Here is a 16602-nt window from a genome sequence, read left to right on the forward strand (position 1 = left end):
CCCGGCCTTGAACACCTCCCAGCCCCGTCAGTTTCAGTTCAGCCAGTAAGTCATCATGTCCAAAACATCACGTCATCAGAAGCGCGGAACCTCCTCGTCCAAGGCCCTGAAGGCCGCGCCGCAGCTTCGCCTGCAAGCCCTCGAGTCCCGCGTCCTGCTGGACGCCGCAGCGGCTGCGACTGCGGCCCAGGCGACTGACCACGCGCAGGCCGCGTCGGCGCACGCGCCTGATGCGGCGAATGCTGAACTGATGCAGGCGCTGGAGCACGCCAACGTCGCGGCTGCACCCGTAGAAGCCGGCAACAGCGCGCCGCGCGCAAGCGAACCCGCTGCGGCGAACGTCTATTTCATCGACCACACGCTGCCCGACGTCGACACCCTCGTGAAGGACCTGGGCCCCAACGCCGAAGTGCACTTCATCGAGGCGGGCCAGGACGGTGTGCACGAGATGGCGCAAGTGCTGCAAGGCCGCACCGACATCTCCTCGATCCAGATCCTCAGCCACGGCAGCGCCGGCGAACTGCACCTGGGCACGGCCGTGATCAACGCGGCCAGCATGCAGGGCGAATACCGCGACGAACTGGCCGCCATCGGCAAGAGCCTCTCGGCCGACGGCGACATCCTGATCTACGGTTGCGACTTTGCCGCAGGCGACAGCGGCGAGCACGCCGCCGAATTGCTGGCCGACATCACCGGCGCCGACGTGGCAGCCTCCACCGACCCGACGGGCGCCGAGCGCCTGGGCGGGGACTGGGACCTCGAGGACAGAGTCGGCTCCATCGAAGCGGCTTCGGTGCGCGCTGCCGACTGGGATCACCTGCTGGCGACTCCTGTCATCAAAGGCGGGGGCACGAGCGTGCCCATCCACCAGGACAGCGGATCGCAGATGCTGACCGGCCTGTCGGTCACCCCCGGCATGGCGAACGACAACCTCATGGTGCTGATTCAGCCATTGTCAGACGGCACGATGGACAGCGCTGGCGCGCCTGGCGTCACCGTGACCGGGAGCGGCACCAATGCGCTGCGGATCGAAGGCTCGGCCGCGGCAGTCAACGCATTGCTCGCCGGCGCCAACGGTGGCGTCAGGTTGACGCCCGCCGCAGGCTTCACCGGCTTCGTGAACGCTCAATTCAACGTGTACGAGTCGGCTCCCAACATGTCCTCGGCCGGGATGGCCGCTTCCTTCCTGCAGTTCCGGGTGGATGCCGCCCCCAATGACCCGCGCCTGAACCTGGACCCGAACAACTCGCGGGGCGGGGCCAACAATGCCAACAACGAATCCATCTACCTGGCAGGCACGACCCTCAAGAGCGTGAACCTGGCAGACGCGGCGGACGCCTCGGCTTCCCTGGTCGGCTCGGTCACGTCCTTCAAGTCCCTGACGATCACCTCGGGCGGCGTGCTCGACGGCACCAGCGAAGCGCTGACTATCGGCGGCGCCAAGGTGCCGCTGGGCTCCACGGCCGACGTCACCGTCACCGTTGGCGGCACCACCTTCCTGGTCCACCCGACCGCCGCTGGCAAGTTCACCATCACCAACGCGGCCGGCGGCAGCGCGGTGATCCCGCCCGCGGACCTGACGGCGCTGATCCGCTCGATCACGTATTCGAACGCGGCCGGACTCAACGCCCACCTGGGCGACCGCTCCTTCTTCCTGCAGGCCTCGGACGGCACGAACCTGTCGAACACCGTGGTCGCCAAGGTCTCGGTCGACCTCGATTCGGACGGCGACGGCATCGGCAACAAGACCGACCTGGACGACAACGGCGACGGCATTCTCGACCGTGACCAGAACGGCCCCAACCTCATCAAGAACGGCAACTTCTCGGGCTCGACGGCATCAGGTTGGTATACAGGTGCGCTGCCCGGCAAGGCGGGCAACGTGTGGGACGCCTACGGCTACGGCAACGGCACCCGCGGCTGGGAGTCGGACCAGACGGGCGGTCTGTTCGCTGAACTGAACCCTGGCGTGGGCGCCAGCCCTGCCGGCAGCATGCAAAGCGTGGTCAATGAGTTGAATACCACGACCGAGGCCGTCTACTACAAGTTCGAGCAGCCGCTGGCTGCGGCGAAGTACGAATACACCTTCGACCTGGCCGACCGCTTCACCCACGGAGGCATGGACGGCTACGAGGTGTCGATGTACAACGTCGACACCAAGACCTTCGGCCCGGTATTGGCCCAAGGCATGATCTCCGGCCTGCCCAGCGGCGGCAGTTCCCCGGACGGCCAGGTGTTCCGCACCTTCAGCGGCAACTTCACGCTGCCCACCACCGGCAACTACGTCCTGGCCTTCCGCGTCACGCCCAACACCGGTTCCACCAACGACTACCTGATCGACCGCGTGGCGATGCGCGAAGTGGCCAATCCGCCGGTGGCGGGCGACGACGCATTCGTCACCAATGAAGACACGCCGGTCGCGTTGAAGCTTCTGGCCAACGATACCGATCCCGACGGCGATGCGCTCAAGGTCAGCTCGATCAATGCCACGGCCCTGACTGGCGGCGCGCAGACCATCGCGGTGCCCCATGGCGCCGTCAAGATCGCGGCCGATGGCAGCATGAGCTTCGTGCCGGCGGCCAACTACAACGGCCCCGCAACCTTCGACTACGTGGTGCAGGACACCAGCGGCAAGACCGACACGGGCACGGTGAACATCACGGTCACGCCGGCGAACGATCCGCCGGTGGCGATGAATGACAGCTTCTCGACCCAGGAGGACAAGCCGGTCGTCGTGAGCCTGATCGGCAACGACACCGATGTCGACGGCGACACGCTGCACCTGGTCTCGATCAATGGTGTGGACATCACTCCCGGCACTGCGCAATCGATCGATGTTCCGAACGGCAAGGTCAACGTCGCCACCGACGGCACGCTCACCTTCGTGCCCAACGCGAACTACAACGGCACGGCCGGCTTCGACTACGTCGTGGCCGACACTTCGGACGCCAGGGCCACAGGCCATGTCGCGGTCGACGTGACGCCGGTGAACGATCCGCCGGTGGCAAAGAAAGACGTGTACTTCACCGAGGAGGACGTGCCGGTGACGATCAACCCGCTGGCCAACGACACCGACCCGGATGGCGACGCGCTGCACATCGTGTCGATCAATGGCGTGCCGCTCACGCCCGGCATCGCGCAGAGCATCGACGTGACCAACGGCAAGGTCAACGTGGCTGTGGACGGCACGATCGTCTTCGTGCCGGGCAAGGACGTCACGGGTTGGGTGAACTTTACCTATGTGGTTGCCGACACCTCGGGCGCCGAGAGCACGGGCAATGTCCAGGTCGGCATGAAGCCGTCGAACGACGCGCCGGTGGCGACGGACGACACCTTCGTCACGAAGGAAGACACCGCGATCGCGCTGACCGACCTGAAGGCCACGGGCCACGTCACCATCGACGTGGCGCCGGTGAACGATGCCCCTGTCATCACGCCGCTGCCGCCGGTGCAACCGGTCGAGCCGGGCAATCCGGGCAATCCCGGCACCCCGGCAGAGCCGGGCGTGCCCCACGGTCCGAGCGAACCTGGCGCACCGGGGGAGCCGGTGCAGACCCTGGTCAGCACGCCGGAAGACCAGCCGCTGGTGGTGCTGCCGAAGGACGGCCTGCTGTCCAACGTCAGCGACATCGACGGCGACACGCCGACCATCAAGGACTTCACGGTCCAAGGCCTGCCGGGCCCCGTCGACGCGGGCAAGCAACTGGAGCACGCGAGCCGGCACCGTTCGTCCGCCAACCAGGACCTGATGAAGGCGCTCGGCGGCTGCTGATACCCGGCCGCGCCCGCTGAACCGAATCGCCCGGAACCGGCCCGCTTGATTGCGGCGCCGGTTCCGGGCGTTTTTTTTTATTGGCAATTCTGTCTTGCTTCCGAATATTCCTGAAGGCGAATAGGAAATGTCAGCGCCGCTGTGGGAAGGCTCCCGCAGACCGGAAACGGCAATTTTCTTAATATTGAACCCGTCAGATGTTCCACCCGTCCTGAAGCGAGTGGATTCCAGCAAATGACGGCAAGCCTGAAAATTCGTCGAACTCTCCTCCGAGCACAGACGATCTGAAAGTCGAGCCAGTGCAGCGATTTCCATTGCTTTCAGGAGCCGATTCCAAAATCGTTGTGGGACTGATTGCCGTGGAGCACAAAGATTTTTAATTGTGAAGTATTGATTGATTCAGCCTCCGGCCAGTCGCCAAAGGGTATTCATCAATTCCACGGTTCGGGAAAATTGGCGGAGGTTGATTAATTCGAGCAAAGCGCAATTGCGCCGAGCACAGGCAATACACACGGAGTTCCAGACGATATGACAAGCGCAAGATTTCTCAAGCCCGCCCAGTGGATCCTCAAGCGTCCGGCGCACGCCGCGTTGCTGTGCATTGCGCTGACCGGTTGCGCGGTGTCCCCGCAGCCCTTCGAGGCCAGGCAGAACAAGGACCGCGCCACCGACCTGATCCACCGCGTCGCAGCCGACCAGGAGCCCGTCACCGGCGCGATCGACCTGTACGAAGCCATGGCGCGCGCCCTCAAGTACAACCTCGACTCGCGCGTCGAACTCATGACCGTGGCGCTGAGCCAGCGCGAGCTGGACCTCAGGAGCTACGACATGCTGCCCAAGGCGGTGGTCTCGCTGGACTACGCCGGGCGCAACAACGACTCCGGCGGCATCAGCCGCTCGATCAGCACCGGGCGCACCTCGCTGGAGCCCTCGACCTCCTCGGACCGCAACGTACTGGCTTCCGACCTGACGCTGAGCTGGGACGTGCTGGACTTCGGCCTGTCCTACGTGCGTGCCAAGCAGGCCGCCGACGAAGTCAACATCGCCGAGGAGCGCAAGCGCAAGGTCGCCAACCGCATCGTCGAGGACGTGCGCACCGCCTACTGGCGCGCTGTCTCCGCCGAGCGCCTGCTGGGCAAGATCAACGAACTCGAAGTCGTCACCAAGTCCGCGCTCGAACAGGCCGAGAAGCAGGAAAAGGCGGGTCTCTCCGCACCGCTCGCGCCGCTGACCTACCAGCGCGAACTGCTGAGCATCCGCCGCGAGGCGCAGAACCTGGGCCGTGAACTGAGCGTGGCCAAGCAACAACTCGCCGCGCTGATGAACCTCCCGGCCGACACCTCCTTCAAGGTCGCCATGCCCACGCGCAACATGCAGTGGAAGCCCTTCAGCCTGCCAGGCCAGGACATGCTGCAGACGGCCATCGAGAACCGTCCGGAACTGCGCGAAGTGGCCTATCAGCTGCGCAACAACGACCGTGAAGAGACGGCGGCCTACCTGCGCGCACTGCCGAGCCTGCGCGTGTTCGCGGGCCTGGACGCCAGCAGCAACAGCTTCCTCTACAACGCCAACTGGCTGGGCTTCGGCGCACGGGCCAGCTGGAACCTGCTGAACGTGTTCAGCCTGCCGGCGGCGCAAGCCAAGGTGAAGGCGCAAGGCCAACTGCTGGACCAGCGCGCACTCGCCCTGACGATGGCGGTGGGCACGCAGGTCGAGGTGGCGCGTGCGCGCTATGAATTCCGCATCCGCGAGCTCGACACGGCCAGCCGTTACTACAACGTGCAGGAAAAGATCGAGAAGCAGATCGACGCGGGCTTCAAGTCCGACAAGCTCAGCCGCCAGACGCTGATCCGCGAGCAGATGAACACGCTCGTGTCGGAGGTGCGCTACGACATGGCGCTGGCAGACCTGCAGAACGCCTACGCCAACGTGTACTCCTCGCTGGGCATCGACCCGGTGGACAAGGACATGAGCACCACGCAACCGGTCAACGAACTCGCCGGCAGGCTGCGCGGCATGTGGGCCAAGCGCGGGGACTCGGTGGCGATTGCCCCGGCTTCCTCCAACTCCTGAACAACTCCTACTGATCGATCAACGCCATGACTCACTCCCTCTCCCAAGTCCAGGTCGGCTCGTTCAAGCGCGCCGCCCACCTCAGCCTCCTCGGCCTCGCCCTCGCAGCTCCCTTCGCGATGGCACAGACCGCACCTGGCGCCGATGCCGGCGTCGCACGCGGCGTGCTGCGTGCGCAGCAGGAAGCCGTGCTCTCCAGCAGCGTCTCCGAGCGCATCACAAGCATGCCTTTCCGCGAAGGCGACCGCTTTCCGAAGGGCGCCGTGCTGGTCGGCTTCGACTGCGCCCGCCTCGGCGCCGAACTGAATGCGGCCCGTGCCGGCCAGAAGGCCGAGGCACGTAATGCCGAAGTGCAGAGCGCCTTGCTCGGCATGGAAGCCACCGGCCGCGCCGAAGCCGAGATCGCCGGCCTCAAGGAAAAGGAACGTGCAGCGCAGTCGCAGGTCATCCAGGAACGCATGACCGGCTGCCGCGTGGTCGCGCCCTTCGCCGGCCGCGTCGTGGAGACGATGACCCGCGTGCACGAATCGCCGCAAGCCAACGAGAAGCTGATGCGCGTCGTGAGCGACGGCCCGGTCGAGCTGCACATGGTCGTGCCGTCGAAATGGCTCGCCTGGCTGCACACCGGTTCCGACTTCAATTTCAAGGTCGACGAAACGGGCGACGTGCTGCAAGCCAAGGTGCAACGCATCTCGGGCGGCGTGGATGCCGTGAGCCAGACGATCAAGGTGATCGCGGCCGTGCCGAAGATACCGGCGCAAGTCCTGCCCGGCATGAGCGGCCGCGCCACCCTCGGCGCCGCAGCGCCTGTCGCGGCGACCGCTGCGGCGGTTCCCGTTGCCGCCGCCGTCCCCAATGCGCAAGTCGCCGCCGCGCCGGTCGCTCCGGTTGCATCCACCAGCACGAAGGTCACGGCCGTCGCGCAAACCACGAGCGCCGTGCGCGCCCGCTGAACACCATGACCGCCGCTCACAAGATCCAGCCGGCCGTGGCCGGCGAAACGGCCACGCCGGTGGCGCGTCCCCGGCTCGTGGTCCGCGACAGCCGCGCCGCCAACGTGCAGCGGCCCGTCCAATCACCTGTTACTGCAAAGCCGGCAGCGGACGCGCGGAAGGGCGCCAGCGCAGCGGCATCCGCCGCCGTGTCAGCTGCCGCTGCATCCGCTGTACCAGCTGCCGCCGCCATGCCGGCGACCGCGCCAGCCAGTGCCGCGATGAGCGCCAGCATCGCCCACCTGATCCGCATCGAAGGCGAACTGCGCCGCATCACGACGCGCGAAGCCCTGTGGCAGCACCTGGCCAATGAAGCCGTGGCCCTGCTGCCTTTCGGCCAGGCGCTGGTGCTCGAATCGCGCGAATCCATCGCGAAGGTCGCTCGGTCGAAGACCATGGCGAAGTTCAAGAAGGCAGAGGCGGCTTCCGACGCCGACCTCACCGCATGGTCCGTCGCAGCCGTCTCGGGCCTGGCCCGCGTCAACCGCGATGCGCCGATGCTGCGCTGGTACGAGAACCTGACGGCCACGCTGTGGCGCCAAGGCGAAGTCGCCCGCACCATGCACGCCTTCAGCCTGCCGTCGTACGCCGATCCCGCCGATCCGTGTACCGAGGAAGCGGCCCTGCGCCACATGCTCTGGGTGCCCCTCGTCGACGGCGGGCAGGCCATCCAGACCGGCTGGCTGCTGGCTCGCGACACCGAATGGGAAGAGTCGCACCAGAAGCTCGCCGAGCGCCTGGCACAAGCCTATGCCCATGGCGCGAGCGCCATCGCGGGCCGCGTCAAGCCCGCCCGCAAGTGGCGCCAGCACTACCGCAAGGCAGCCATCGGCGCGGCAGTCGCGACGCTGTTGCTGGCCTTCGTGCCGGTGCCGCTGACGACGCTGGCCCCGGTGGAAGTCACGCCGCAGGATCCCTTCGTCGTGGCCGCACCCGTGGCTGGCGTGGTCGAGCGCATCCTGGTCGCCCCCGGCGCACAGGTGAAGGAAGGCACGCCGCTGGTCCAGCTCGTGGACACCACGCTGCGCAGCGACTTCGAAGTCGCCACCCAGAAGCTCGAAGTGGCCCGCGCCAAGATGCTGCGCTTCCAGCAAGCCTCCATCGACGACCAGACCGCCAAGCGCGAACTCGCGGTCGCGCAGAGCGAAGAGACCGTCGCCAGCGCCGAACTCGACTTCGCACGCGCCATGCTCGACAAGTCGATCATCAAGGCCAAGGAGCCCGGTGTCGCCCTGTTCGGCGATCCGCGCGACTGGGTCGGCCGCCCGGTGGCGGTGGGCGAGGCGATCATGCGCGTCGCCAACCCGAAGAACGTCGAGTTCCAGATCAAGATGCCGGTGGCCGATGCGGTCAACCTGCGCGATGGCGCCGAAGCCAAGGTCTTCCTCGATGCGGCACCGTTGTCGTCGATCAAGGCGACCGTGGTGCGCGCGGCCTACAAGGCCGAGGCCGATGCGGCTGGCGTGGCCAGCTTCACGGTCACGGCCCGCGCCGACGACCTCAAGGCACCGGCCGAGCGCCTGGGCCTGCGCGGTACGGCGCGCGTCTACGGCGAGCCTGTCTCTCTCTTTTATTACGTGATGCGTCGCCCGCTCACCGCGCTGCGTCAATGGACTGGAATCTGATGCCATGGAACACGCAACCGCTCTTCCTGGAATGCAACCCGGTCTGCAAGCCGGCATGCAAGCTGCCGCGGCCAGGCCCAAGTTCGACGACCAGGTGCTGCCGCCCTTGCGGCAAGACCTGCGCCTGATCGAAGGCGGCGCCGGCGGCGTCAAGGCCGGCACGGAAGGCCAGTGGAAGATCCACGACCCGATGGCCCAGCGCTTCTTCGAGATCGAGCGCGATGCGGTCGACCTGCTGGCGCACTGGGGCGCCGGCACCGTGGGCGCCATGCGCGCCCAACTGGCCGCCGACAACGGCCGCCAGGTCTCCGACGAATCGATCGCGGCACTGCTGGAGTTCCTGCAACGCCACGAACTGGTTCGCCCCGTACCGATGCAGACCTTCGCGCGCGTGCGCCGCCAGGCCGATGGCGCCAAGCGCTCGTTCGGCAACAAGCTGCTGCACAGCTACCTGTTCTTCAAGGTGCCGCTGGCACGTCCCGATGCCTTCCTGCGCAGCACGCAGCACCTGGTGCGCGTGTTCTTCCAGCCGGCGTTCTGGCTGGCGTTGGCGGGCCTGGGCCTGTTCAGCCTCTACCTCGTCTCGCGCCAGTGGGACGCCTTCCTGCACACCTTCCCCGACATGTTCTCGGTGGCCGGCATCGCCACCTTCGGCATCAGCCTGGCGCTGGTCAAGACGCTGCATGAACTCGGCCACGGCTACACGGCAGTGCGCATGGGCTCCCGCGTCACGACCATGGGCGTGGCCTTCGTCGTGATGACGCCCATCCTCTACACCGACACCACCGACGCATGGCGCCTGCCGAACCGTCGCCAGCGCGTGCTGATCGATGCGGCCGGCATGGCCGTGGAACTCATCATCGCGGTGATCGCCACCTACATCTGGATCTTCACGCCCGAGGGCGCACTGCGCCATGCCGCCTTCGCCCTGGCGACGACGAGCTGGGTCATGAGCATCGCGGTCAACTGCAACCCGCTGATGCGCTTCGACGGCTACTACCTCTTCAGCGACATGATCGGCGAGCCGAACCTGCAGGAGCGTTCGTTCGCGATGGGCCGCTGGTTCCTGCGCGAACAGCTGTTCGGCTACGGCGACGAGCAGCCCGAGCCGGCGCAAGGCCGCCAGCGCGTGATGCTGATCTGCTTCGCGTATGCGACCTGGGTCTATCGCTTCTTCCTGTTCCTGGGCATCGCGTTCCTGGTCTATCACTTCTTCTTCAAGGCGCTCGGCATCTTCATGTTCGCCGTGGAAATGGGCTGGTTCATCGTGCTGCCGATCTGGCGTGAGATGAAGGTATGGCTGCAGCGCCGCAATGAGACGGGTGCGCGGGTTCGCGTCACTTCGGTCGTCACGCTGGCACTGCTGCTTGCCTTCCTCGTGCCGTTCCCCTACATGGTCCGCATCCCGGCGGTGCTGACGGCTGCCGAGCAGGCGCCGTCCTTCGCACCGCGGCCGGCAAGGATCGAGCAGGTCCTAGTGAAGGCCGGCGACCCGGTCAAGGCAGGGCAGGTGATGATGAAGCTCTCGGCGCCCGAGATCGACCAGCAGCTGCAAGCAGCCGGGGACCGCGCCGCGCTGCTGGAAGAACGCATGGGCCGCCGCGCCTCGGACTCGCGTGACCTCTCCGACAGCCTGGTGCTGATGCGCGAACTGCGCCTGGAACGCGACCGCATCGACGGCCTGAACCGTGAGAAGGCCCGGCTCGTGGTGCAGGCCCCGATGGACGGCACCGTGATGGAGATCGCCGCCGAGTTGCATCCCGGCCGCTGGATCAATGCGCAGACCATGCTCGTGCTGGTCGGCAAGCCCGGCGTGCTGGAAGCGCGCGGCTACATCGACTCCGAAGACCTGGCGCGCATCGAGGAGGGCGACAAGGGCCGCTTCGTCGACGAGCACCACATGGCGGCATCGCGCGACATCCAGGTCAAGCGCATCGGCGCCGCAGCGTCGGACTCGCTGGACAACTGGCTGCTGGCATCCACCTTCGGCGGCCCGGTCGACGCGCGGGCCGAAGGCAAGAAGGCACGTTCCGAGCATGCGATGTTCGAGATCGCCGCAACGGCGAGCAGCCCGGAAGGCGTTGCGCCCCGCACCGAGCTGCGCGGCGAGATGCATGTGCGCGGCGCCGCCCAGAGCATGGCGGTGCGCGTATTCAAGCGCGTGGTGCACGTGCTGGTTCGGGAAGGCGCGGCGTAAGCAAAGCGCGATTCTGCTGAAATAAATGACGGCCACCTTCGGGTGGCTGTTTTCATTTCTGCTTGCGAATTATTTGAATTCAAATGATGCGAACAAATGGACGGACGGATGAAAATTTCTGGTTGATTGACAGGGCTGAAACATGCCCTAAAAGGAACCCGGTCTCTTTGGCGGGTTTTTAAGTCATTGCTATTTTTCTTGCGCCAATTGTGTGGCTTGAATTGGGTCTCAATGGACGATGCGGACTGGCAGCGCGCCGCCTGGACACTGCTGCAGGACACGCCGGCAGCGCGCCCGGCGCCGCGTGAATCCTGGCCGCTTCGGAAATTTCCAATAAGTCCGAAGTTCTTTCCTCATGCCCCTGCAGGACGTTTCTCGATCGACGAACGAATGGGAGATGCACGCGTTTGGCGGCGCCAATCGACTATCGCGACCGCTCCCCGTTTGAGAAAATTGCAGGTGATGAATGTTGATCGAGTCGAGTGATGCAACGGGCATGGCAGGCAGATCATTACAGCGGAATCCAGATTCAAATTCCGCAATTACCTAATTCGAAGGAAGACCGCATGTTCAAGATCTCACGTCGCCAAAATCGCAACACCGCAATGGCACTGACTGCCGCAAGCGCCGCGCCCAAGAAGATCCGCCTGCAGGCCCTCGAAGCCCGCGTACTGCTCGACGCCGCCGCTGCCGCGACCGCCGAGACGACGGCCGAGCAAGCCCACGCGGCAGCCGCACCTGCGGCGCCCGATGCCGGCAACGCCGAACTGATGCACGCGCTCGAGCAGGCGAACAGCAAGGCGGTCGCGCCGGTCGAAGCGGAAGGAACTCGCGCGCCCCAGCAGGCCGCGGCGACCGGCACCAACGTCTACTTCATCGACCGTTCCGTCGAAGACTCGCAGGTCCTGGTTGCTTCGCTGGGGGCCAACGCCGAAGTCCATTTCATCGAATCGAACACCGATGGCGTGCATGCCATTGCCGAGACGCTGCAAGGCCGCACCGACATTGCTGCGATCCACATCATCAGCCACGGCGCAGAAGGCCACCTGGAACTCGGCAACGCCATCCTCTCGACCGAGAGCATGCAGGGCCAATACCGTGACGACCTCACCATCATCGGCCACGCTCTGGCGGTCAATGGCGACATCCTGATCTACGGCTGCGACTTCGGCGCCGGCACCGAGGGTGCCCACGCGGCGGAAGTGCTCAGCGACATTGCCGGCGCCGACGTCGCAGCATCGACCGACCCGACGGGCGCGGAACGCCTGGGCGGCAACTGGACGCTGGAAGACCACGTCGGCTCGATCGAGGCGACCTCCGTGGAAGCGCGCGACTGGGATCACACGCTGGCCCCCCAGGCTCCGGTCGTTGTGCCCGCGTCCAGCACCAGCACGACGCTCGACACGGATGGCGACGGCGTCATCGACAACACCGACATCGACGACGACAACGACGGCATCCTCGATGTGATCGAAGACTGGACACCATCTCTCGTCGACGGCACGAACGAAGGGGCGTTCGGCGTCGCCTGGACGGAGAACACCAACACCGCCAGCCTGAACTCCACCGTGGCAGGCACGGGCTGGACGTCCAACGAAGGGACTGCCGACACCTGGAAGGGGCCCTTCTCCCTGAACGGCAGCGGCTTCTGGGCGGGCGCGATGAACGGCGTTCCGGGTGCCGCTGACGGCGATGTCTTCATCGCCTTCTACAACGGCTCCCTCACTGAATCGATCGCCCGCACGATCCCCGCATCCGCCGGCATCCAGGTCGGAGACACGGTCCGCATCGACTTCGCGCAGATCTTTGGCGGCGTGAACGGAATGACCACGCTGGGCACGGTCGCGAACTTGATCTTCACCATCGACGGCGTGGCCTACTCGGGCAAGTCGCTCACCTATGAAGGCAACGTGGCCAAGACCTGGTCCACGGATTCGTTCACCTTCATCGCCAAATCGACCGCACCGAAGATCGTCGTCTCGATCGGCGGCGCTGGCGAGGCCCGCTACCTGGGATTCGACTCCTTTGAAATCCGCAACGTGAGCGCCCTGGCCAGAACGGGAGGGAAGGACTCGGACAACGACGGCATTCCGGATCGCCTGGACATCGACAGCGACAACGACGGCATCACGGACAACGTCGAAGCGCAGGCCAGCGGCTCCTACATCGCACCGTCGGGCTCCGGCCTGGCCATGACCGACCTCGACCACGACGGTCTCGATGACCGTTATGACGCCAACACCAGCGACATCTCCACTGCAGCCAGCAAGGGCCTGACGCCGGTGGACACGGACGGCGACGGCAAGCGCGACTACCTCGACCTGGACAGCGACAACGACGGCAAGCTCGACGTCGTCGAGCGTGGCGACGGCGCGCCGACTTCCCTGACCAGCACGGTCGATTCCGACCGCGACGGCCTGCTCGACATCTTCGAGGGCAGCAACCCGAACAACGGCTTCGTGGTGAACGGCAACAACCTGGCCGGCGGCAAGTTCACCCTGGCCGACAGCGACGGCGACACCGCTTCCAGCGGCATCGGCGCCGTGGCCATGACCAGGGACTTCGACTACCGCGACGCCACCAACGCGCCGCTCATCGACCTCAACTCCGCCGCCACCGGTGCCGACACGGCACGCGACAACGCGGTCGCCCAGGCCGGCGGCGCACCGGGCGTGGCGATCGCCAGCGCGACCGCCGACGTCAACGACCTCGGCGACAACGACCTCAGCACGATGCGCATCGCAGTGGGCGGCGTACGCGATGGCGCCAGCGAGATCGTCAACATCGGCGGCACCGACTTCGTGCTCAATGCCAACAGCACGAAGACCGTCAGCATCGGTGGCAACAGCTTCTCCGTGGCCTACACCACCGCCGGTGGCTTCGTCATCACCAGGTCTGCCGGCGGCGTCATGCCGGAAGGCAGCCTGGACGCGCTGGTGCGCGGCATCACCTACCGGGACACCAAGCTCGCTGCCACCGCAGGCAACCGCACGCTGTCCTTCGCGTTGACCGACGCCGGCGGCACCGTTTCGCCGACGGCGGTGGCGACCATCTCGGTGGTGCCGGGCAATACCCCGCCCCTCGCAGGTGCCGACCTGCTCAGCACCAACGAGGACACGCCGCTGGCCCTGAACCTGCTCGCCAACGACACGGATGCGGACGGCGACACGCTGCGCATCGACTCGATCAACGGCGTGCTCCTTACGCCGGGCACGGCGCAGGACATCGCTGTGCCGCACGGGATGGTGAAGGTCGCCGCGGACGGCAGCATGAGCTTCGTGCCCGCCGCCGACTACAACGGCCCGGTTGCGTTCAACTACGTGGTCAGGGACCCGTCTGGCGCGGCTGCCACGGGCAACGTCACGGTCGACGTGAAGTCGGTAAACGACGCGCCTGTCGGACGCAATGACGTTGGCACCGCTGCCGAAGACACGACCCTGAACGTGCCGAAGGCCTCGGGCCTGCTGGCCAACGACACCGACGTCGACGGCGACACGCTGTCCGTCACCGGCTTCAGCATCCCCGGCGTGACCGATGCCAACTACACCATCACCGATGGCAAGGGTGGCGACTCCACGGGTGAACTCACGCTCAAGGTGACGGCGGTCAACGACGCCCCGGTGGCCGGGGACGACACGCTGACGGTCAAGGAAGACACGCCGCTCGTGCTCGACCTGCTCGCCAACGACACCGATGTCGACGGCGACACGTTGAAGATCACCTCGATCAACGGCACGCCGCTCACCGGTGGCGCGCAGACCATCGACGTGCCGAACGGCAAGGTCAACGTCGCCATCGACGGCACGATCAGCTTCACGCCGAACCGCGACTACAACGGCCCGGTCAGCTTCACCTACGAGGCGAGCGATCCGTCTGGAGCCAAGGGCACGGGCACCGTGAACATCGCGGTCACGCCGGTGAACGACGCGCCCGTCATCCAAGGCCCGTCGGGCAAGCCTGCCAACCCTGGCAACCTTGGCGAAGGCAACCCGGGCAACCCCGGCCAGCCAAAGCCGGGCGCGTCTGACGACGGCACTGCCATTGTCACCGAAGACACGCCGCTGGTGGTCACGCCGGAGAACGGCCTGCTGAGGAACGTCACCGATCCCGATGGCGACACGCTCGCCATCAAGGACTTCACGGTCGACGGCGTGCCAGGCCCGATCCTGGCCGGCCAGCCCGCGAACATCCCCGGCGTGGGCGTGCTCGTCATCCACCCCGATGGCGGCTACACCTTCACCCCGGCGCCCAACTACAACGGCCCGGTGCCGGGCGTCCACTACACGGTGGACGATGGCCACGGCGGCGAAGCGACGGGCGAGTTGATCCTGACGGTCAAGCCGGTCAACGACGCGCCCGTCGCCAACGACGACGCGGTCACGACCCTGGAAGACACACCCGTCGTGCTCGACCTGCTCGGTAACGACACCGACGCGGACGGCGACGCGCTCAAGATCACCTCGATCAACGGCACGCCGCTCACCGGTGGCGCGCAGGACATCGCTGTGCCGAACGGCATGGTGCACATCGGCAACGACGGCACGATCACATTCGTCCCGGCGCCCGACTACAACGGCCCGGTCGGCTTCAACTACGAAGTGTCCGACGCGTCGGGTGGAAAGAACACTGGCCACGTCAGCATCACGGTGACTTCGGTGAACGACGCGCCGGTGGTCATCGGCGAAAAAATGACGGGCACGAACGATCACCCGATCGTGGCCGGTCCCAAGGATGGCCTGCTGGCCAACGATCGAGACGTCGACGGCGACGCGCTGACCATCAAGGAGTTCACCGTTCCCGGCGTGCCGGGCCCGATCGAGGCCGGCAAGCCGGTGGAGATCCCCGGCGTCGGCACCTTGAACATCAACGCCGACGGCAGCTACAGCTTCACGCCGAACCGCAACTACAGCGGCGACCTGTCGGTGGTCTACACCGTGAGCGACGGCAAGGGCGGCCTGGTCAACGCAACGCTGACGCTGCATGTCCTGCAGGCCGACGACATGGCCCGCCACGACTATCCCTTCGTGTACGAGCCGTCGGACGACCTGTTCGGCCGCCACACGGGCGAATGGCGCAACGCCGACGGTACCTTCGAATCGCTGACAGGCGCACCGCGCCTGGATGTCGAAGGTGCGGTGGTCGATGCCGTCAATGGCGTGCAAAGCCTGAACGGCACGCAGGAACTTAATGCCCGCGGTGTGGTGCTGCAAGCCGTCAACGGCGTGGATTCGCTGCACGGCAGTTCGGTCGAGAGCACGCAGCGCGTGTTGGGCGCGGTCGAAGGCAGCAACGTCGTCAGCCATGTCGCCAGCGACAACACGCTGCACACGCAGCTCAATGCCGTCGATGGCTTCAGCGTCGAACCGCGCTCGATCACCTCGCTGCGCTTGGACGGTGACGTGCATCTGGAACTGGTCTCGCACGGCCAGCAGACCTGGATCGACGTGAGCGACCTCGCCGCGCCGGGCCACTCCGCCATCCAGAGCGTGAGCGCCACGCTGGCCGACGGCAAGGCGCTGCCGAGCTGGATTCGCGTCGACGGCCACGGCCACATCGCGATCGACCGCCCGGTCGGTGCCGAAGTGCTCACCTTGCGCATCAAGGTGGCGCGCGCCAGCGGCCAGTCCCAGACGCACGTGATCGAGATCGATTCGAACGCGGTGGAAATGCGCAAGGTCGGCGAATCGACGAAAGACAAGTCCGGCAAGTCGGGCAAGGCCGCCGGCAAGACGGCTTCGATGACCTTCGCGGACCAGCTCGGCCACGCCAGCAAGGCCCCGGCTTCGGTCGATGCCGAGCTGATGGCTCTGCTGGGCTGATCGCAGGGACAACAACACAACAAGAAGCAACGACTGCAAGCAAGGCTGGACCACCCGGCCCTGGCCCGCCGATCGCCCGCCTGCACACGGCGCGATCGGCGGGTATTTTTTGCCCGAAATAAGC

The 16602-nt window shown here is 66.1% G+C and carries 6 protein-coding genes; all 6 read left to right on the plus strand.

Translation table 11 applies throughout. The annotated features are described in order from the left end of the window. Window positions 1–55 precede the first annotated feature (55 nt). A complete protein-coding gene (locus HCU76_RS00540) occupies window positions 56–3772 on the plus strand; it encodes an Ig-like domain-containing protein (RefSeq protein ID WP_218508149.1) in 3717 nt (1238 codons plus the stop codon). 528 nt (window positions 3773–4300) lie between these two features. Then, window positions 4301–5845, plus strand: coding sequence for a TolC family protein (locus tag HCU76_RS00545; protein ID WP_218508150.1), 1545 nt, complete (start codon window positions 4301–4303; stop codon window positions 5843–5845). Between the two features lie 26 nt (window positions 5846–5871). Next, entirely contained in the window at window positions 5872–6798 is a 927-nt protein-coding gene (locus tag HCU76_RS00550) for an efflux RND transporter periplasmic adaptor subunit (protein ID WP_218508151.1), read from the plus strand. A gap of 5 nt (window positions 6799–6803) precedes the next feature. Next, window positions 6804–8462 (plus strand): HlyD family efflux transporter periplasmic adaptor subunit, encoded by a 1659-nt coding sequence (locus HCU76_RS00555; protein WP_218508152.1) that lies wholly within the window; start codon window positions 6804–6806, stop codon window positions 8460–8462. 31 nt (window positions 8463–8493) lie between these two features. Further along, the gene (locus HCU76_RS00560; protein WP_218508153.1) at window positions 8494–10659 is read left to right on the plus strand and encodes an HlyD family efflux transporter periplasmic adaptor subunit; all 2166 of its coding nucleotides are present in this window, start codon (window positions 8494–8496) and stop codon (window positions 10657–10659) included. A 605-nt stretch (window positions 10660–11264) separates the two neighbouring features. Then, the gene (locus tag HCU76_RS00565; RefSeq protein WP_218508154.1) at window positions 11265–16478 is read left to right on the plus strand and encodes a cadherin-like domain-containing protein; all 5214 of its coding nucleotides are present in this window, start codon (window positions 11265–11267) and stop codon (window positions 16476–16478) included. Window positions 16479–16602 lie beyond the last annotated feature (124 nt).

It is taken from the genome of Variovorax sp. dw_308, from assembly GCF_019207085.1.
In the GTDB taxonomy this organism is placed as follows: domain Bacteria; phylum Pseudomonadota; class Gammaproteobacteria; order Burkholderiales; family Burkholderiaceae_C; genus Variovorax.

What these genes read in the sequence shown, in the direction of transcription:
- HCU76_RS00565 (WP_218508154.1), top strand. Translation starts at nt 11,265, where the DNA reads ATGGCACTGACTGCCGCAAGCGCCGCGCCCAAGAAGATCCGCCTGCAG.
- HCU76_RS00550 (WP_218508151.1), top strand. Translation starts at nt 5,872, where the DNA reads ATGACTCACTCCCTCTCCCAAGTCCAGGTCGGCTCGTTCAAGCGCGCC.
- HCU76_RS00555 (WP_218508152.1), top strand. Translation starts at nt 6,804, where the DNA reads ATGACCGCCGCTCACAAGATCCAGCCGGCCGTGGCCGGCGAAACGGCC.
- HCU76_RS00545 (WP_218508150.1), top strand. Translation starts at nt 4,301, where the DNA reads ATGACAAGCGCAAGATTTCTCAAGCCCGCCCAGTGGATCCTCAAGCGT.
- HCU76_RS00540 (WP_218508149.1), top strand. Translation starts at nt 56, where the DNA reads ATGTCCAAAACATCACGTCATCAGAAGCGCGGAACCTCCTCGTCCAAG.
- HCU76_RS00560 (WP_218508153.1), top strand. Translation starts at nt 8,494, where the DNA reads ATGCAACCCGGTCTGCAAGCCGGCATGCAAGCTGCCGCGGCCAGGCCC.